Below are 18,662 nucleotides of genomic sequence, written 5' to 3'. Positions count from 1 at the left end.
TGCCGCGCGGCGACCCGCCGGGGGGCGCTGCCCCCCGGGCGGCCTGCGGCCGCCTCCCCCCGGGATATTTCCGGCCAGAAAAGGGGAAGGCGGGGCCTGTCCGCCGGGCCGGGGCGCCGGGGGGCGGCGGGCGGTCAGACCTGCTCGATGCGCAGGACGACGGGCTGCCCGGCGACGACCCCGGTGGCCGACATGCCCTCGACGGCGGCGTCGATCGCGGAGCGGGTGGTGCGGTGGGTCACGATCAGCACGGGCGCGGTCGTGTCCTCGTGGCCGTACTGGCGCATCCGGTCGATCGACACGCCGGCATCGCCGAGCGCCGCCGCGACCTTGGCGAGAGCGCCGGGGCGGTCGACGAGCGCCATCCTGAGGTAGTAGGGCGCGGGCACCGCCGATTGCGCGGGGCGCACCGCCCGCAGGCTGGCGGCGGGCTGGCCGAAGGTGGACACGCGGATGCCGCGGGCGATGTCGATGACATCGGCGAGCACCGCCGAGGCGGTCGGCCCCTCTCCGGCGCCGGCTCCGCGCAGCACGATCTGGCCCACGGCATCGCCCTCGATCACCACCATGTTGGTGCCGCCCTCGAGCTGCCCCAGCGGCGAGGCCGCGGGCACGAGGCAGGGCTGCATCCGCTGCTCGAGCCCGCGGCCCGTGAGCTGCGCCACGCCCAGAAGCTTGATCCGGAAGCCCATGTCGGCGGCCTGGCGGATGTCGTCGATGGTCACGCTGCCGATCCCCTCGAGCGCGACGCCGTCGAAATCGACCTGGCAGCCGAAGGCGATGGACGACAGCAGCGCGAGCTTGTGGCCGGCGTCGATGCCGCCCACGTCGAGCTCGGGGTCGGCCTCGAGATAGCCGAGCTTGTCGGCCTCGTCGAAGACGGTCTCGTAGGGCAGGCCCGAGGACTGCATCCGGGTCAGGATGTAGTTGCAGGTGCCGTTCATCACGCCCATCACCCGCTCCACCCGGTTGGCCGACAGGCCCTCGGTCAGCGTCTTGATCACCGGGATGCCGCCGGCGACGGCGGCCTCGAAGCGGATGACGTGGCCCCGGGCCTCGGCGGCCTCGGCGAGGGCCTGGCCGTGATGGGCGAGCATGGCCTTGTTGGCGGTGACCACGTCCTTGCCCGCGGCGATGGCGGCCTCGGTGCCGGCCTTGGCGGGACCGTCGGTGCCGCCCATGAGCTCCACGAAGACGTCGATGTCGTCCCGGGTGGCGAGCGCCACGGGATCGTCCTCCCAGGCGAAGGCGGAGATGTCGACGCCGCGGTCCCGCTCGCGCGAACGGGCGGAGACCGCCGAGACGGTGACCGGACGGCCGGCGCGGGCGGCGATCAGGTCGGACTGGTCGCGCAGGATCTTGAGCACGCCCGCGCCCACCGTCCCGAGACCGGCGATGCCGAGGCGGAGCGGCGCGGGTTCGGCGGAGGATGCGGCGGTGTCGGTCATGGGGCGCGAGGTCTCCTGTGGCGGGGCCGTGGCGGCCTTAGCCGGAAAGCGGCCTCAGGGCAACGCGGCGCGAGGCACCCCGGCGTCGAGACGGTCGCGCAGAGGCGCGGGCACCACGTCGCCGCGCAGGCCGGCGGCGCGGGCGCGCAGCGCGGCGGCCCGAGCCTCGAGGGCCGAGGAGACCCCGGGCGCGGTGCGCGCGGCTGCCTGCTGCGCGTCGGCGGCGGCGAGAAGCGGGGACAGGGGCACGAGATCGGGCGGCGGACCGAGGGCCTCGGCGGGAGGGACCGGGATCGCCACGCCGGGCGGCGCGGCGCAGGCCGCCAGGGCAAGGAGGGCGGCGAGGACGGCGGCGGCTCCGCCGGGACGGGCGCGGGCGGGGGGGGCCATGGCGGGGCTCCGTAAGGCGGGCAGGGCTGAGGCATCCTAGGCCGCCCGCGCCGCGCGCGAAAGCCGGTGGTGCGTCCGGTCGCCCGGCGATATGGACCGGCCATGCGATCCTCCGCCCCCCTTCCCGGCGAGCTCTTGCGGCTCGAGTCCTCGCCCCCGCGGCGGCTCTTCGCGCTGGGCGTGCTCTACGGGCTCGGCGCGCTGGTGCTGCTTCTCGCCTTCGGCCCGGTGCCGGGGCTGGCCGCGCGGCTGGCGCTTCTGGGGCTGGGGGGCCTGATCCTCTGGCAGGCGGAGCGGATGCGGCGGGGGACGGCGGTCGCGGTGGTCCTGACCGGAGAGGGACTCTTCGAGAGCGGAGGCCGGGTGATCGCGCGGCGCGCGGAGATGCTGCGGGTCGACCGGAGCCTCTTTGCCTTCAAGCCGACGAACGGCTTTCTCGTGCATCTGTCGGGTTCGGCGCCCGCTGTCTGGTCGCCCGGCCTGTGGTGGCGCATCGGGCGGCGCGTGGGCATCGGCGGGGTCGTCGCCGGGGCGGAGGCGCGGGCCATGGCGGACCGCCTGAGCCTGTTGCTGGAGACCGGGCAGTGACGGCCGCGGCGCCGGATCGGCAATCGAAGGACGACGGCCAGGGACCGGGATCAGGCCGGACTAGCAGGCGTCATTCGTCGGGTTCGAGTCGTTGTTCACGTCCCAGCAGAGCTGCGAGGCGTAGCGCGGGCTGATCGGCGTGATCGCCTGCATCGTGATCGCATCGACGCCCACATTGAAGATCGGCTCGTAGGGCAGGCCCGCCTCGACCAGGATGATCCGCTCGCCGTCGGACATCATCGGGATGGACTCCCGGACGCCGGAGGACCCTGTGAGGTCGGTATCCTTGAGGATGGACAGGTTCGGCCCGCGCGCCTGCGACCAGACGACGTGGTGCCGGTCCGCCGCGCCGTCGTAGCGCAGCACCGAGATGCGGAGCTTGGTGGGCAACCGGGCGAAGGTCATGGCCCGGTGAATGTCGCGCATGGAGCTGATGTAGGCGGCGTTGATCGAGCGGGTCTCGCGGCTCATGGCGTCGGCGATGGCGAACGCCGCCTTGTCGTTGAGCGACTGCGCGCGGAAGGCGTCGAAGAAGATGAAGCTCGCCAGGTAGACCCAGAGCAGAAGGGGCAGCACGAGAACGGCCTCGACGGTCAGGCTTCCGGTTTCGGAAGATCCGAACCGGCGGAGGCGCGGAACCAGCTTTCTGCGACTACTCATCGCGGTGATCCCCTGCTAGACACGTCAGGACGTTGCGTAAACCCGAAATGTGGCATTATTGGGTCAGACGCAGGTCGGTGATGTTCCGGGCGATGGCATTGAAGGCCTGGGTCAGTTCGGCTCCGGCGACGCGGAAGAAATGGGCGGGCGAGGACGCGCATTGTCCCATCACGTTCGCGGCGTGGTTGCTCACTTCGAAACCGACCGCGTAGATGATGATCCCCTGCGCCTTGGACGCGTTGCAGATCGCGGCAAGACGGCTGTCCTTCTCGGAGCCGGAGACGTTCTGGTAGGCCCAGTCCCTGTGGCGCCAGAAGTCGTTGGCGTTCCACTCCCGCGCGTACTGATAATACCACGCGTTGTAATAGAGCGAGGTGAAGTCGAAGACCTCGGCCCAGGACAGTCGGGTGAATTCCCGTGGAATGTCGTCATAGCCGAGGTTCCAGCTCTGGGAGAAATGCCAGGTATAGCGCCAGAAGTTGGACCAGCCGTAGCGCTCCCGCTTGGAGTTGAACCAGCGTTCGTGGTGGTTGTTGTCGCCGTCCGTGCCGTTCCGGCGGTGTTCGGTCGCATGGACCCAGATCTCGCCGTTGTTCTCCCGGTAGATGTTGGACATCCCCCGGAGCGAGTCATCGACCCGGAACTCGGTCGTGTTCTCGCCGTCGGTCATCAGGACGATGACCTTGATCGCCTCGTCGTCGTCGAAGGCGAAGGGACGGTCGCTGAATCCCGCGTCGACCGTCCCCTCGGCGATCAGGCCGTCGAGCACGGGCCCGAAGCTCGGGTCGAGCATCGCCGCGCCCCATTTCATTCCGATATCGATGGACGTGTTCGACTCGATCTCCAGTTGGGAGATCGCCGTCAGCAGCGCGGCGGCATTGTCCGCATAGGGCAGGATCTCGGCCTGGGAGCCTTCGGGGCAGACGAAGAGCCGCTCGTTCGAGCTGTCGAGCTCGCCCCAGGTCGCGAAGGGGTCGAAATGCTGGCTCTGCCTGAGCGGGTTGTTCGCCGCCGGGCTGATGGCCGTGGTGGTGAAATCGGACGCGTTGAAATCCACGCAGCTCGTGTAACCGTGGATGCGGTTGAAGCCGGCATAGAGATCGGCCATCTCGGCGGGCAGCGCGACCTGGGTCGAATAGGGCACCAGCGAGATCGTCACGTCGCCCCATTCGGCCTTGGCGAAGATCGTGTTGACGAACGCGGTCGCCGCGTTCTTCAGCTCGGTCAGTTTCGAGCCGCCCATCGACGCGGAAATGTCGACCACGAGGCTGATCTCGAGGTTGTCCACGCGTTCTGTCGCCGTTGCCGAGGCCGGCTGGATCATGTTGGCGGTATTGAGGATGTTGAAGAAGGGTCCCCCCATGTCCACCTTGCCCTCGAGGGTCACCGTCCGGAAGTTGAGGCCCTCCTCGACGGCCACGCTCAGGAGCTGGTGCGACAGACCCGCCCTATCGAGATAGTCCTCGGCGACCGCCCGCGGATCGAGCGTCTGATCGAGGTCGGCCGCCGCCAGAGCGGCGCGGTCGAGCGTGGCCTGCAGCCGCGTCCGCTGGGTCTCGAGCCGCATGAGATCCACGGCCATCCCCGTGACGGCCATCATCGCGATGAAGAGGAACAGGCTGAAGATGGCAAAACCACCGTCTTCACGGCTGCGGAAACCGGCCACCGCTCCGACTGACATGGACCGCATACGCACCGCCATCCCATGTTCCCTTCCACGTCCAATTGACCTGTGAAGATGCCCGGACTTCGCGGCGCGAATTGGGAGCGGAGGAGACAAGTCGCGGCGGAAGAATGGCAATAAGGCGGCGGGGCCGCGCCCCCTGCGGAGCGCGGCCCCGGGACCGGCGCGACTGTCCTTCGGTGATCAGCCGGGTTCCATCACGAAGATCGAGGTCGAGACGAGCGCATAGGGCTTCTCGCCATCGTCCGACAGACGCTTTCCCAGCCCGATGTTGGGCAGCATCGTATCGAAGAGCGCACAGGCCCGGAGCATCATCACCTGGTGGCTCGCGCCGTTCTGGAAGTTCCGGTTCACCTGCACCTCTTCGCTGCGGTTCACGCAATCGGCATTGGGATCCGGCTGGTTGAAGGCCCAGGGATTGAGGATGATCATCTCCACCTTGAGTTCCGACATGCAGTTCGGGATCACGCCCGTGACCCTGCAGATCATCTCGCGCAGTTCCTCGTCGGACACCTGGTGGCTGGTGCCGAGACGGACCGCCCGCACCGAAATGTCGAGCCCGCGCTCGAGCATCATCTGACGAACCATCACCACCCCGCTTTCGACGGACGACAGCAGCAGGGTGAAGAACAGCGGGAACAGGATCACGAATTCGACGGTGGCGCTGCCGCGTTCGGAGCGGCGCAGACGGCGCAGACGCGCCAGGAGCTTCAGTATCATTGCGTCAGCCTCAGTTCAGTGATCGTTCGGGCGATCTGTTCGAAGGTGGTGATCAGGTCGTTGCCCGCGACCCGGTAGAAATGGCTGTCGGACGAGGCGCAATCGGCCATGACGAGGGCGGCGTCGTCGTTCACCTCGAATCCCACGGAGAAGATCCGGATGCCCTTTTCCTTGGTCTCGTCGCAGATGCGGGAGAGGCGGGCGTTCTTCTCGGTGGTGCCGATGCTCGAGTCGAGAATGCCGTGATACCAGTCGTACCAGTCGTCGTAGCGGTATTCCTGAATGTAGTGGTGGTAATAGGCATTGTAGTAGACCGAGACCCGGCTGAAGAGTTCTTCGTAGGTGAGCTGGCGGACGTTCTCGGAGATCCGGCCGCTGCCGTAGGGCCATTCGGTGTCACGGCGCCAGAAATTCGCCCAGTTGTTGATGCGGAACCGGGGGTTGAACCACTCGTCCGAGGAGCGGCGGCCGTCGCCGTCTGCGTCGAAGGTGTCGACTTCCCGAACCCAGAGCTCGTTGCGCGAGTCGTCGATGTAGACGTCCGACAGGGCGGACATGTCGATGCCGCGGAGCCGGTGTTCCACCGTGTTCATTCCGTCCGTCATCAGCACGATGATCTTGTCCGCCTCGGGATCGTCATAGGCCGCGACGGGATTGACGAGGCCCGAGACGCCGTTCTCGTGGAGCGACAGGATCGGACCCATGGACGGATCCAGAAGGGCCGCGCCCCATTTGAGGCCCACGTCGATGGAGGTGTTCCCCCCGGCCTCCAGCCTGCCGATGAACGCCTCGATGTCGTCCAGATCGTTCTGCATCAGCGCGAGTTCCGCCCAGTCCTGCGGATTGCAGACGAAGGCCCGGCGGGTCTCGTTGCTGAGCGGACCCCAGCTGTAGAAGGGGTCGAAATGGGCCGCCTGGGCGAGGTCGGCGGAGCCGGCGAAGGGCACGTCGCCGAAATCGGCGCCGTCGAAGGAGATGCAGTTCGACCGGCCGTGGTCCCGCGCGAAGCCCGGCATCAGGTCCAGCAGCCCGGCGGGCGCCGCAACCTGGGTCGAGTAGGGGACGATGTTGATCGAGATGCGCTCCGGGCCCATCGTCTCGAGCAGGACGGTCGCAAAGGAGTTGGCCGCGTCCTGCAGCGCCGCGATCTTGGAGCCGCTCATGGACCCGGAGACATCGACGACGAGGCTGACCTCGAGGTCCGAGATCGCCTCCGTCGCGACGGAGGCCGCGGGCGCGCTTATCCGGTCGATCCCGACCATGCGAATGAAGAACATCGGGACATCGGCCTTTGCCTCGGCCGACACGATCCGGCTCGTGGCCGTATCGGTGACCGAGACGCTCACGAGGTTCGAGGCGAGGCCGGCCTTCGTCATGTAGTCCTCGACCACCGCCTCGGGATCGAGCATCTGGTCCAGGTCGGCGGCGGCGATGACCGCGCGGTCCAGCGCATTCTGCAGCTTGGAGCGCGTGTTTTCCGTGCGCATCATGTCCACCGCGAGGCCGGTGACGATGAGCATGGCAACGAAGAGGAAGAGACCGAAGATGACGAACCCGCCGCTCTCGTCGCGGCGCAGCACCAGGAGTCGGCAGGTCATGTCCGCACGCGGCCGCGGGGCGGCAGGATCACCCCGAGGGCCCCACAGTGCGGGACATGTGGCAAGTGGCAGCTCGCACATCGGATCACCTTTCGACCTCGGACGTCCGCGTCGCCCGGCCGGAGCAGGTCGGCGCGCGTCACGGAATCCCGCGTTGCATCTTTGATCACCGGAATATGGCGACGTTAGGGCAGAGATCGAAATTCTTTCAATCATTGCAATGCAATGGCGGCGCAATCTTCCTATGGGAGCCGGTATTGTCACGCGATGGGAAACCGACGCCGCTCCTGTCCGGGTGGACGCGACGCTGCGTCCCTCAGCCGGAGACGGCGCGGGGTCATGCCAAAAAAAACCGCGCTGCGGCTATATCGTTTGCAATTCCCGGTTAGGGTCGGAGCACAGACCAATGCGATATCCGAGGTTCCAATGACCGCCACCCTGCGCCCAGACGGCGAACCCAGCTTCCGCGAGAGCGTCAACATCATGGTCAACCGGGCCATGGCCCTGATGGATCTCTCGCCCGGACTCGAGGAGAAGATCCGGGTCTGCAACGCGACCTACACGGTGCGCTTCGGCGTGCGGCTCAGGGGGGCGATCCACACGTTCACCGGCTACCGGTCGAACCATTCCGAACACATGGAGCCGGTCAAGGGCGGCATCCGCTATTCGCTTGCCGTGAACCAGGACGAGGTGGAGGCGCTTGCCGCGCTGATGACCTACAAGTGCGCGCTGGTGGAGACGCCCTTCGGCGGCGCCAAAGGCGGGCTCTGCATCGACCCGCGCGCCTGGGAGGAGCACGAGATCGAGCAGATCACCCGCCGCTTCGCCTACGAGCTCGCCAAGCGCGACCTGATCCACCCCGCGCAGAACGTGCCCGCCCCGGACATGGGCACGTCCGAGCGCGAGATGGCCTGGATCGCGGACCAGTACCGGCGGATGAACACCACCGACATCAACGCCAATGCCTGCGTCACGGGAAAGCCGACCCACGCGGGGGGCATCCAGGGCCGGGTCGAGGCGACCGGTCGCGGGGTGCAATACGCGCTGCAGGAGTTCTTTCGCCACCGGGAGGACGTGGCGAAGGCGGGGCTGTCGGGCACGCTCGACGGCAAGCGCGTGATCGTGCAGGGGCTGGGCAACGTCGGCTATCACGCGGCGCTGTTCCTCGCGCAGGAGGACGGCGCGCGGATCACCGGCATCATCGAGCACGACGGCGCGCTCTTCGACGAGGCGGGGCTCGACGTCCGGTCGGTCAAGGACTGGATCACGCGCCACGGCGGGGTCACGGACTATCCCGAGGCCGGGTGCAGGGCCGACCCGGCGGCGGTGCTGGAGTCGGACTGCGACATCCTGATCCCGGCGGCGATGGAAGGCGTGATCCACCTCGGCAACGCCGCGCGCATCAGGGCGCCGCTGATCATCGAGGCGGCGAACGGCCCGGTGACGGCGGGCGCCGACGAGATCCTGCGCCAGCGCGGCTGCGTGATCATTCCCGACATGTATGCCAATGCCGGCGGCGTGACCGTCAGCTATTTCGAATGGGTCAAGAACCTGAGCCATATCCGCTTCGGCCGGATGCAGCGCCGGCAGGAGGAGTCGCGCCACCAGCTGATCGTGGACGAACTGGAGCGGATCTCCTCGGACGCGTCGATCAAGTGGACGCTCTCGCCCGATTTCAAGGGCAAATACCTGCGCGGCGCGGGCGAGCTCGAACTGGTGCGCTCGGGTCTCGACGACACGATGCGCGGCGCCTACCAGTCCATGGCCGAGGTCTGGCGCCGCCGCGACGATGTCGGCGACCTGCGGACCGCGGCCTATATCGTGGCGATCGAGCGCGTCGCGGCGAGCTACCGGGCGAAGGGGCTGTAACGGTTTCGCCCCGGCTGCGCCGGGGCGACCCGCCGGGGGCTGCGCGCCCGGCCCGGCCGGGTGCGGCGGGGAGAAAGGGTGTCGCCGCGCTGCACGCGGCGATCCGGGGGCGCTGCCCCCGCCGGCCTGCGGCCGACTCCCCCGGGATATTTCCGGCCAGAAAAGGTCGAAGGCAGGGGCGCGGCGACCCGCCGGGCGCCGTCAGCGGGGGACGAGGTAGTCGGCGGCGACGTAGCCGGTGAGGTTGGGCGCTCCGGCCAGGGCGACGCGGCACCAGGTCTGACCCAGTTCGGTCACGCAGTCGCGGCGGAGGAGCGCGGTGCCGTCGGGCAGGCCGAGGCGCACCTCGTAGCCGAGGCCGGGCCCGGCGCGGAGTTTCAGGAGGTCCGCGCCGGCCCCGGAGACGACCGCCCTGTCGCCCGCGATCCCGGAGGGCGCGCCGCCGCCGCATCCGGAGAGGGCGGCGGAAAGGAGGAGGGCAAGGGGAAGGCGGGTCATGGCGGGTCCTTCGTCTGCGTCGGCCGCAGATGTAGCAGCCGGGCGCCGCCGGGTGCAGCGGAAAACGGCCCAGGGCGGCGCGGCGGCTGCAGGATGTCGCGGACGGGCCGCGCCGCGGCGGGCCATGCGTTGCATTTCGCGTCCGGGGCCGGTTCACTGTCGCTGCGGCGCCGGATGCCGCCGGAGGGACCATGCGCTACTCGGGCTGGCGGATCATACGCGAGGCGCTGACCGGCAACCGGGGCTGGGCACCGGTCTGGCGCGATCCCGAACCGAAGTCCGCCTATGACGTGGTGATCATCGGCGGCGGGGGGCACGGGCTGGCCACGGCCTACTACCTCGCCTCGGTGCACGGGCTGCGGGACGTGGCGGTGCTGGAGAAGGGCTATCTCGGCGGCGGCAGCGTGGGCCGGAACACGACCATCGTGCGCGCCAACTACTATCTGCCCGGCAATTCGGAGTTCTATTCCCATTCGCTGAAGCTCTGGGAGGGGCTGGAACGGGAACTGAACTACAACGTGATGCATTCGCAGCGCGGGCTCATCAACCTGTTCCACTCGGACGGTCAGCGGGATGCCTTCGCCCGGCGCGGCAATGCGATGGTCAACCAGGGCGACGACGCGATCCTCCTGGACCGCGAAGGCGTGCGGGAGCTCTTGCCCTATCTCGACTTCGGGCAGGTGCGGTTTCCGATCCGGGGCGGTCTCTACCATCCGCGCGGCGGCACGGCCCGGCACGACGCGGTGGCCTGGGGCTATGCCCGCGGCGCGGATGCGCGGGGGGTGGACCTGATCCAGAACTGCGAGGTCACCGGGATCGACGTCGAGGGCGGGGGTGTGACCGGCGTGCAGACGACGCGCGGGCCGATCCGGGCGAGGAAGGTGGGGATCGTGACCGCCGGCCGGTCGGGCCAGGTCGCGGCCATGGCGGGGCTCAGGCTGCCGATCGAGAGCCATGTTCTCCAGGCCTTCGTCACCGAGGGGCTGAAGCCCGTGATCGACCATGTCGTGAGCTTCGGCATGGGGCATTTCTACATCAGCCAGTCCGACAAGGGCGGGCTTGTCTTCGGGGGCGACCTCGATTTTCATGCCTCCTACGCGGCGCGGGGGAACCTGCCGATGGCGGAGCATGTCATGGAGGCCGCGATGACGCTGATGCCGGTGATCGGAAAGGCCAGGGTGCTCCGGTCCTGGGGCGGGATCATGGACATGACGCCGGACGGCAGCCCGATCATCGACCGCACGCCGGTCGGGGGGCTCTACATCGACTGCGGCTGGTGCTACGGCGGGTTCAAGGCGGTTCCGGCCTCCGGCTTCGCCTTTGCGCATCTGCTGGCGCAGGACCGGCCGCACCCGACCGCCGAGGCGTTCCGGCTGGACCGCTTCGCCACGGGGCGGGGTCTGATGGACGAGGAGGGAACCGGTGCGCAGCACAATCTTCACTAGCCTTCCGGTCTGGGGGCTTCTGGCCCTGTCCGCGGCCGCGGCACCCGAGGGGTGCTATGTGGCGGGACCGGAGGACCTCGGGCCGGAGGCCGTGGTCACGGCCCTTGCGGCGGAGCTCTTCACCGATGCCGGGAGCGGCGAGACCTGGCTCGGCATCCTTGCCGAGATGGCCGAGGAGGGCCGCCCGGCCGAGGAAGGCTTCGGCGGACAGACCCTGAGCCAGACGGCGCTCTGCGAGGAGGGGCCGGACGGGCTGTCCTGCACCGGCTGCGAGGGCGGCGTGTTCCGGGTGGACCGGCTCGACGCCGGGGGGCTGGAGCTCTCGACAGAGGATTTTCACGTCGGCGCGCCCGAGGGCTGCGGCGGCACCACGACCCTGGCCCGGACCTCGGGCGAGACCACGCGTTACAGCCTGCGCCGCGCCGATCCCGAGGCGTGCCTGCTGCCCGGTTACAGAGAAGGAGACCTGTCATGATACGTCCGATGTTCGTCCCCCTGGCCCTTGCCGCGTTGACGCTGGCCGGCTGCGGCCAGCAGGGAGGCCTGTTCGCCGCCGACCGGGGCCCGGCGACTCCCGCCGGGATGGCGCCTTCGGCGGCTGTCGCGAGCCCCGCGGACACCTCGGTTCAGGTGGCGCAGGAATTCGCCCGGGGGCTCAACGCCCGGGTCGGGAGCGACACCGGCGGGGTCCGCATCCTCTCGGCCGAGGCGAACGGCCCCGCGGTGACGGCGGATATCGCCGTGCCCACGCCCGCGGGCGAGATGCTCGAGGAGGAGCGGTCCGAGATCGGCCCGATCTTCGCCGACGCGCTCCGGTCGGGGCTTTGCGCCGAGGAGACGGCGCGGGCCTTCTTCGCGCTGGGCAATTCGCTGACGATCCGGTTCCAGGGCTCGGATGCGGTGCCGCTGACCACCGTGACGCTGACCTCCTGCGACGGCTGAGCCGATGCGGCTCTCCTGTCCCCATTGCGGTGAGCGTGACCGGCGGGAGTTCACCTACAAGGGGGCCTGTCTGACGCCGCCCGGGGGTGACTGGGGTGCGGCGTGGGACGCCTATCTGCACCTGCGGGAGAACCCGGCGGGGGAGACGCGGGACCTGTGGTACCACGAGCCCTGCGGGACATGGGCGGCGGTGACGCGCGACACGGTCAGCCATGCCGTCGCGGGCTCGGTCGCGGCGCGGGACGCGCGATGAGGCTCGGAGGCCGGCACGACGGCCGCGAGGTGCGGGTGCGGTTCGACGGGCGGCGCCTGCGCGCCCGGGAGGGGGAGCCGCTGGCGGCCACGCTGATCGCGAACCGGATCCGGGTGGTCGGGCGGTCGTTCAAGTACCACCGGCCGAGGGGCATCTTCACGGCGGGGTCCGAGGAGCCGAACGCGCTGGTGACGGTCGGCACCGGCGCGGCGCGGGTGCCCAATGTGCGCGCGACGGTGCAGGAGGTCTACGACGGGCTCGAGGCCACGAGCCAGAACGCCTGGCCCTCGGTGCAGAGGGACCTTCTCGCGGTCAACGACCTTCTGTGGCCCATGCTGGGGGCGGGCTTCTACTACAAGACCTTCATGTGGCCGCGCGCCTTCTGGGAGAAAGTCTACGAGCCAGCGATCCGGAGGGCGGCGGGGCTCGGCGCGCTCTCCGGGGAGGTGGACGGGGAGGTCTGCGAGAAGGCATTCGCCTTCTGCGATCTGCTGGTGATCGGTGCGGGGCCCGCCGGGCTGATGGCGGCGAGGGTCGCGGCGCGGGCCGGGGCAAGGGTGATCCTGGCGGACGAGGACCGGGACATGGGCGGGCGGTGCCTGTCGGAGACCTGGGAGATCGGGGGCCTGCCGGGGCATCTCTGGGCGGCGGGGGTGGTGGACGAGCTTGCCGCGATGTCCAATGTCACGCTGATGCCGCGCACCACCGTGACGGGGGCCTATGACCAGGGCACCTATGGCGCGCTCGAGCGGGTCGCGCTGCATCGCCCCGCGGCGCCGGACCTGCCGAGGGAGTGCTTCTGGCGCATCGTCGCGCGGCGGGCGATCCTCTGCGCGGGGGCGCTGGAGCGTCCCGTCGCGTTCCCGGGGAACGACCGGCCCGGGGTGATGACGGCCTCGGCGGTGCGCAGCTATGTCACGCGCTGGGGGGTGGCGCCGGGGCGGGCGGTGACGCTGTTCACGGCGACGGACGACGGCTGGCGCACGGCGCGGGATCTCGCCGCCGCCGGGGTGCGGATCGCGGGCGTGGCGGACGCGCGATTCGACGCGCCGGAGAGCGGCGATTTCCCGGTCTGGCGCGGGGGCAGGGTCACCGGGACGGCGGGCCGGACGGGGCTGACCTCGATCGAGATCGTGCACGAGGGCGGCACGTTGCGGCAGAGGACCGATTGCCTGGCGGTCTCTGGCGGGTGGAACCCCTCCGTGCATCTGACCTGCCACATGGGGGCAAGGCCGGTCTGGGCACCGGAGGCCCTGTGCTTCGTTCCCGCCGAGGGCGGCGTGCCGGGATTGAGCGTCGCGGGCGCGGCGCGGGGCGTGTTCTCCACCCGGGGCTGCCTCGAGGACGGGGCGGCGCGGGCGCGGGAGGCGCTGGAAGCGCTGGGCCTTGCCTGCGGCGCGGTGGAGGTGCCCGGGGCGGAGGACGATCCCTGTCGTGTCGCACCGCTCTGGCATGTGCCGGGCAAGGGGCGGGCCTGGCTCGATCTGCAGAACGACGTGACGGTGAAGGACATCGCGCTCGCGGCGCGGGAGAATTTCCGGTCCGTCGAGCACATGAAGCGCTACACGACGCAGGGCATGGCGCCGGACCAGGGCAAGACCTCCAACGTGGCGGCGCTGGCGGTGCTGGCGGAGCTGACCGGGCGGACGATCCCCGAAACGGGAACGACGACCTTCCGCCCGCCTTTCGTGCCGGTCTCCATCGCCGCGATGGGCGCAGGCGGAGAGGGCAGGGGCTTCGCCCCCGAGCGCCTCGCCCCGTCCCACGAGGCGGCCGAGGCGCGGGGCGCGCCGATGATCGAGGCCGGGCTCTGGTACCGGCCGAGCCATTTCCCGGCTCCCGGAGAGACCGGCTGGCAGGAGGCCTGCGACCGGGAGGTGCGCATGGTGCGGCAGGCGGTCGGGGTCACCGATGTCTCGACGCTGGGCAAGATCGAGGTGAGCGGCCCCGATGCGGGGGCATTCCTCGACCATGTCTACACGGGCACGTTCTCCACGCTGAAGCCGGGACGCGTGCGTTACGGTCTGATGCTGCGCGAGGACGGCTTCGTCATGGACGACGGCACGGCGGCCTGCCTCGGGCCGGGGCGGTATCTGATCACCACCACAACGGCGGCGGCGGGGCAGGTGATGCGGCATCTCGACTATGTCGCGCAGGTGCTGCGGCCCGATCTCGACGTGGTCTCGGCCTCGGTCACCGAGCACTGGGCGCAGTTCGCCGTCGCCGGGCCGACGGCGCGGACGCTTCTGGGGGCGCTTCTCGACGGGCCGCCGGAACTGGCCTTCATGGGGACGGCGGAGGTCTCCGTCGCGGGCGTGGCGGGACGGCTCTTCCGGATCTCGTTCTCCGGCGAGGAGGGCTACGAGATCGCCGTGCCCGCGCGCTTCGGCGATGCGCTCTGGCGGCAGCTCGTGGCGCTGGCCGAGGGGCTGGGCGGCGGACCCTACGGGATCGAGGCGCTGAACGTGCTCAGGATCGAGAAGGGGTTCCTGACCCATGCGGAGATCGACGGGCGCGCCACGGCGCAGGACCTCGGGATGGAGGGGATGCTGTCCGGGGCGAAGGATTTCGTCGGCCGCGCCGCGGCGCAGAGGCCGGGGCTGACAGACCCGGAAAGGCCGCGGCTGGTGGGCCTGCGCCCGGTGATCGCCGGAGAGCCGCTGGTGGCGGGAGCCTACCTCTTCGACGTGGGCGAGGTGCCGAAGCGGGAGACGGCGCTGGGCCATGTCTCCTCGGCCTGCCATTCGGCCACTCTGGGCATGGCTCTGGGCCTCGGCTTTCTGAGGAACGGCGCGGAACGGCTGGGGGAGAGGGTCATCGCGGTGGATCACATGCGCCATGTGATGACGCTCTGCGATGTCACGCGGCCCTGTGCCTACGATCCCGGGGGAGGGCGGATGCGTGGCTAGGCTTCTGGCGCGGGACCCGTTTGGCGGGCTGCTGCCCCTGTCCTGGGGGCAGGTCACGGCAATGGCCGTCGATCCCGGGCCTGTGACACTGATCGCGCCCTATCGGGCAAGCGTCGGAGAGACGCGCGACAGGCTGAGGGCGGAGCTCGCCCTCGACTGGCCCGATCCGGGGCGAGCGACCGGGTCCGGAGAGGCCGCGCTGCTGTCGGTCGGGCCGGGGCGGGCGCTTCTGGTGGGCGTCCCGGCGCCCGACCTGCCCGGCGCCGCCGTGATCGACCAGTCGGACGGCGTGGCCGTGGTGGCCGTCTCGGGTGCGGATGCGCGCGCCGTCCTGGCCCGGCTGGTGCCTCTGGACCTCGACCCCGTCGCGTTCGGCGAGGGCTCCGTCGCGGCGACCCTGGTGGGGCACATGACCGCGACGCTGTGGGCCCGGGGCGAGGCCCTGCGGATCGTGGGGATGCGCTCGATGGCGCGGAGTCTCGTGCATGAGCTCGAACGGGCGGCGCGGAACGTCGCGGCGCGCGAGGCGATGCGAAACCGCTGAAGCGCACCGTCACGGCAGCGCGCAAGGGCTTCCGACCCCGGCGGGGCGGGGCGCCGCGGCCGTTTCCCCCGCCGGACGCGTCAGAGCCCCCAGCCTTCCCGGGCCAGAAGCTCCGTCACGGCCGGCCGCACCGACTGGTCGCCGCGTGCGGCGGCCTCCTCGATCACCGCACGGACCTCGCCCAGGTGGCAGCGGCGGAGGAGGTGCTTCACCGGGCCGATGGAGGCGGGGCGCATCGACAGCGTCCGGAACCCAATGGCGGCGAGGCAGAGCGCCTCCACCGGGCGGCCCGCGTCCTCGCCGCAGAAACTGAGGGGGGTGCCATAGGCATTGCAGCGGTCGATCACCTGCTGGAGGAACCGCAGGAACGAGACGTTCAGCGTGTCGTAGCGGCGGCGGACGCGCTCGTTCTCGCGGTCGGCGGCGAAGAAGAACTGCTTGAGATCGTTGCCGCCCACGGAGAGGAAATCGACCTCCTCGTACAGCACGTCGGGGCTGAACCCGAGGCTCGGCGTCTCGAGCATGGCGCCGACCTCGACCGTTTCGGGCAGGGGGCGACCGAGGATGCGCTCGCGCTCCAGCGCCTTGTCGAGCTCGGCGCGCGCGTCGCGGAACTCGGACAGCTGCGCGATGAAGGGAAACATCACCGTAAGCGGCCGGCCGTTGGCCGCGCGGATCAGCGCCTGAAGCTGCATCCGCAGAACGCCGGGCTTGTCGAGTCCCACGCGGATCGCGCGCCAGCCCAGGGCGGGGTTCGGCTCGTCGTTCGGCTTCATGTAGGGCAGCACCTTGTCCGACCCGATGTCGAGCGTGCGGAAGGCCACACGCCTGCCCTTCGCCGCGTCCATGACCCGCGCGTAGAGCGCGGAGAGCTCCGCCCGGCGCGGCATCTGGTTGCGGATGAGGAACTGCAGCTCGGTCCGGAAGAGGCCCACGCCCTCGGCCCCGGACGTGGGCAGCGACGGGAGGTCCGCCATCAGGCCCGCGTTCATGTGCAGCCCGACATGGGTGCCGCATTTCGCCTCTGCGGGCAGGTCGCGGATCGAGGCATAGCGCTCCTGTGCGCGGGCCTTCATGGCGATCTTGTCGGCAAAGGCCGCCTGCACCGTCTCGTCGGGGCGCAGGTGCACGACGCCCTGCTCGCCGTCCACGAGGATCGGGTCGCCGTTCAGCGCCTCGGTGGTGATGCCCGAGGCGCGGATCACCAGCGGGATCGCCCAGGCGCGGGCCACGATGGTGGCGTGGGAACCGACCGAGCCCTCCTCGAGCACGATGCCGCGCAGGGTCTTGCCGTAGTCGAGAAGGTCGCCCGGCCCGATGTTGCGCGCGACGAGAACGGGATTCTCGGGCATCTCGGCCCCCGTCTCCGCGCCCTGTCCCGTCAGGAGCCGCAACAGCCGGTTCGAGAGGTCATCGAGGTCGTGGAGCCGGTCGCGCAGGTAGGGGTCGGTCGCCTGGGACATGCGCGTCCGCGCGAGGGACTGCTCCTTCTCCACCGCGGCCTCGGCGGTGAGACCGCCCGCGATGTCGGCCTCCATCCGCCTCAGCCAGGAGCGGGAATTGGCGAACATCCGGTAGGCCTCGAAGACCTGCTTCTGCTCCTCGTCCACGCTGCGGCTCGACTCGAGAAGGTCGTCGACCGTGGTGCGCAGCCGCTCGATCGCCTCGGTCAGGCGCGTGCGTTCCCGCGCCGGGTCGTCGGAAACCGGGTTGGTGACCACCACGCGCGGCTCGTGCAGGTAGACCCGTCCTTCGACGGCGCCCTCCTGGGCCACCACGCCGCGGAACATCACCGGCTGGCGGTGCCGGGGCGAGAGCGCGGCCCCTTCGCCGACGAAGGCGCCGAGTTCCGTCATCTCGGCGATGACCATGGCCACCACCTCCAGCGCATAGACCTCGTCGGGGGTGAACTCGCGCTTGTCCTTCGTCTGCACCACGAGCACGCCCAGCACCTCCCCGAGCCGCTGGATCGGGACGCCGCAGAAGCTGGAATACCGCTCCTCCCCGGTCTCGGGCATGTAGCGGAAGCCGCGCTCGGCGGGCGCGTCGGGCGTGTTGATCAGCCGCTTGGCCCGCGCCACCCGGCCCACCAGACCCTCGCCCAGCCGCATCCGCGTCTGGTGCACCGCCTCGGGCTTCAGCCCCTCGGTGGCGCAGAGCTCGAGCGTCTCGGGATCGCGGAACAGGTAGATGGAGCAGACCTCCGCCCCCATCGAGTGGCCGATCAGCTGCACGATCTTGTCGAGCCGCGCCTGGCCCGCGGCATCCTCCGCCATCGCGTCGCGCAACCGCCCGAGAAGCTTGCGGCTTTCGCTTTCGAACTCCACGCTCATGGCTCTCCACCCCGGGCCGCCCGAAGCAGAGGTATAGGGGATGGCGACGGGGAAGGGAAACGGGCAAAGCGACGGACCGGCCCGGGACCGACGGCCCCGGCGCCGCAGCGATGACCGGCCCGACCATCGTCCGGCGCCCCCGTCCGTCCGGACCTCACAGGGCGGCAGGGCCGCCGCTGTCCTCGGCCCGGGCACCAGGGCCGGCCAAGGCCCCCCCGTGCGCCGGTCCTCCATCCATCGGCGCCGGGAGCGGAGGGGCCGCCGGACGCGAGGCCCCGGTCAGTCGGACCCGCCGTCGTCGACGATGAGCACGATCTGCTCGTCGCCCTGCCAGAGGGCGACGACATCCTCGGCGGTGTATCCGACCTCGTCGATCCCCCTCGACACCGCCTCGTTCTCGACGACCTGCCGGTGGTATTCGACGAACTCGCGGGCGCTGTCGGTCAGAACCGCGTCGAGCTCCGCCATCTCCTCTTCCGTGCCCTCGAGCTCCGAAAGCCGCACGACGACGACCTCGAGATCGCCGGTGTCCCCCTGGAAGGCCGCGGCGGGATCGTCGACCCCCTCGCGCATGGCGTCCATGACGTCGCGGGCGGTATAGCCCTTTTCCGCGACGGCGCCGGAGCCTTCGTCCCGGTTCGGATCCCCTCCGAGGTTCTGGGCCGCGGCCGGAGCGGCAAGGAGCAGGGACAGGGCGGTCGCGGCGAGCAGGTGGCCGGTACTGCGGGTCATGGCGGTCTCTCCGTTCGGTGTTCGGGATCGGACAGCGCGCCGGCCGCAG

17 protein-coding genes are annotated in these 18,662 nt (G+C 70.3%); 8 read left to right on the top strand and 9 right to left on the bottom strand.

The window, feature by feature from the left end:
- Window positions 1-134: 134 nt before the first annotated feature.
- Window positions 135-1,448, bottom strand: a complete 1,314-nt coding sequence (locus tag EAT49_RS03355; protein WP_123640892.1) for a homoserine dehydrogenase — start codon at window positions 1,446-1,448, stop codon at window positions 135-137.
- Between the two features lie 54 nt (window positions 1,449-1,502).
- Window positions 1,503-1,838: a hypothetical protein gene (locus EAT49_RS03350; protein ID WP_185020624.1), complete on the bottom strand. Its 336-nt coding sequence runs from the start codon at window positions 1,836-1,838 to the stop codon at window positions 1,503-1,505.
- 102 nt (window positions 1,839-1,940) lie between these two features.
- On the opposite strand from EAT49_RS03350, the gene EAT49_RS03345 reads away from it, so the two are divergent.
- Window positions 1,941-2,426, top strand: coding sequence for a hypothetical protein (locus EAT49_RS03345; RefSeq protein WP_123640891.1), 486 nt, complete (start codon window positions 1,941-1,943; stop codon window positions 2,424-2,426).
- Between the two features lie 60 nt (window positions 2,427-2,486).
- Here the strand turns inward: EAT49_RS03345 and EAT49_RS03340 are convergent, their stop codons facing one another.
- The 4 genes from EAT49_RS03340 to EAT49_RS03325 form a co-directional block, all read right to left on the bottom strand.
- Window positions 2,487-3,086 carry a type 1 periplasmic-binding domain-containing protein gene (locus tag EAT49_RS03340; protein WP_123640890.1) on the bottom strand — a complete coding sequence of 200 codons (600 nt, stop codon included), beginning with the start codon at window positions 3,084-3,086 and terminating at the stop codon, window positions 2,487-2,489.
- Between the two features lie 55 nt (window positions 3,087-3,141).
- The gene (locus EAT49_RS03335) at window positions 3,142-4,788 is read right to left on the bottom strand and encodes a pilus assembly protein TadG-related protein (RefSeq protein ID WP_123640889.1); all 1,647 of its coding nucleotides are present in this window, start codon (window positions 4,786-4,788) and stop codon (window positions 3,142-3,144) included.
- A gap of 165 nt (window positions 4,789-4,953) precedes the next feature.
- The gene (locus EAT49_RS03330; protein WP_123640888.1) at window positions 4,954-5,490 is read right to left on the bottom strand and encodes a TadE/TadG family type IV pilus assembly protein; all 537 of its coding nucleotides are present in this window, start codon (window positions 5,488-5,490) and stop codon (window positions 4,954-4,956) included.
- Window positions 5,487-7,088, bottom strand: a complete 1,602-nt coding sequence (locus EAT49_RS03325; protein WP_185020623.1) for a Tad domain-containing protein — start codon at window positions 7,086-7,088, stop codon at window positions 5,487-5,489. The genes EAT49_RS03330 and EAT49_RS03325 overlap by 4 nt, the downstream gene beginning before the upstream one ends.
- A 426-nt stretch (window positions 7,089-7,514) precedes the next feature.
- Here EAT49_RS03325 and EAT49_RS03320 point away from each other — a divergent pair, with 426 nt between their 5' ends.
- Window positions 7,515-8,957: a Glu/Leu/Phe/Val family dehydrogenase gene (locus EAT49_RS03320; protein WP_123640886.1), complete on the top strand. Its 1,443-nt coding sequence runs from the start codon at window positions 7,515-7,517 to the stop codon at window positions 8,955-8,957.
- Between the two features lie 201 nt (window positions 8,958-9,158).
- On the opposite strand, the gene EAT49_RS03315 is transcribed toward EAT49_RS03320, so the two are convergent.
- The gene (locus tag EAT49_RS03315; protein WP_123640885.1) at window positions 9,159-9,455 is read right to left on the bottom strand and encodes an SH3 domain-containing protein; all 297 of its coding nucleotides are present in this window, start codon (window positions 9,453-9,455) and stop codon (window positions 9,159-9,161) included.
- A gap of 191 nt (window positions 9,456-9,646) precedes the next feature.
- Between EAT49_RS03315 and EAT49_RS03310 the strand changes: the two genes are divergently transcribed.
- The 6 genes from EAT49_RS03310 to EAT49_RS03285 are packed head-to-tail and all read left to right on the top strand — an operon-like array spanning window position 9,647 to window position 15,548.
- Window positions 9,647-10,900, top strand: a complete 1,254-nt coding sequence (locus EAT49_RS03310; protein WP_123640884.1) for a sarcosine oxidase subunit beta family protein — start codon at window positions 9,647-9,649, stop codon at window positions 10,898-10,900.
- Complete coding sequence (locus EAT49_RS03305) at window positions 10,878-11,375, top strand: hypothetical protein (protein WP_123640883.1); 498 nt, start codon at window positions 10,878-10,880, stop codon at window positions 11,373-11,375. Before EAT49_RS03310 ends, EAT49_RS03305 begins: the two co-directional genes overlap by 23 nt.
- Entirely contained in the window at window positions 11,372-11,842 is a 471-nt protein-coding gene (locus EAT49_RS03300; RefSeq protein ID WP_123640882.1) for a hypothetical protein, read from the top strand. The genes EAT49_RS03305 and EAT49_RS03300 overlap by 4 nt, the downstream gene beginning before the upstream one ends.
- A 4-nt stretch (window positions 11,843-11,846) precedes the next feature.
- Window positions 11,847-12,095 carry a sarcosine oxidase subunit delta gene (locus tag EAT49_RS03295; protein ID WP_123640881.1) on the top strand — a complete coding sequence of 83 codons (249 nt, stop codon included), beginning with the start codon at window positions 11,847-11,849 and terminating at the stop codon, window positions 12,093-12,095.
- Window positions 12,092-15,004, top strand: coding sequence for a sarcosine oxidase subunit alpha family protein (locus EAT49_RS03290; protein ID WP_123640880.1), 2,913 nt, complete (start codon window positions 12,092-12,094; stop codon window positions 15,002-15,004). The genes EAT49_RS03295 and EAT49_RS03290 overlap by 4 nt, the downstream gene beginning before the upstream one ends.
- Window positions 14,997-15,548 carry a sarcosine oxidase subunit gamma gene (locus EAT49_RS03285; protein ID WP_185020622.1) on the top strand — a complete coding sequence of 184 codons (552 nt, stop codon included), beginning with the start codon at window positions 14,997-14,999 and terminating at the stop codon, window positions 15,546-15,548. The genes EAT49_RS03290 and EAT49_RS03285 overlap by 8 nt, the downstream gene beginning before the upstream one ends.
- Before the next feature lie 80 nt (window positions 15,549-15,628).
- On the opposite strand, the gene ptsP is transcribed toward EAT49_RS03285, so the two are convergent.
- Both ptsP and EAT49_RS03275 read right to left on the bottom strand, forming a co-directional pair.
- Window positions 15,629-17,881: a phosphoenolpyruvate--protein phosphotransferase gene (ptsP, locus tag EAT49_RS03280; protein WP_123640878.1), complete on the bottom strand. Its 2,253-nt coding sequence runs from the start codon at window positions 17,879-17,881 to the stop codon at window positions 15,629-15,631.
- Window positions 17,882-18,160: 279 nt separating this feature from the next.
- Complete coding sequence (locus EAT49_RS03275; protein WP_123640877.1) at window positions 18,161-18,613, bottom strand: hypothetical protein; 453 nt, start codon at window positions 18,611-18,613, stop codon at window positions 18,161-18,163.
- Between the last annotated feature and the right edge of the window lie 49 nt (window positions 18,614-18,662).

It is taken from the genome of Histidinibacterium lentulum (assembly GCF_003789055.1).
Lineage (GTDB): Bacteria > Pseudomonadota > Alphaproteobacteria > Rhodobacterales > Rhodobacteraceae > Oceanicola > Oceanicola lentulus.
Note: the sequence above shows the minus strand (reverse complement) of the source record. Positions and strands in the feature narration are given on the sequence as shown.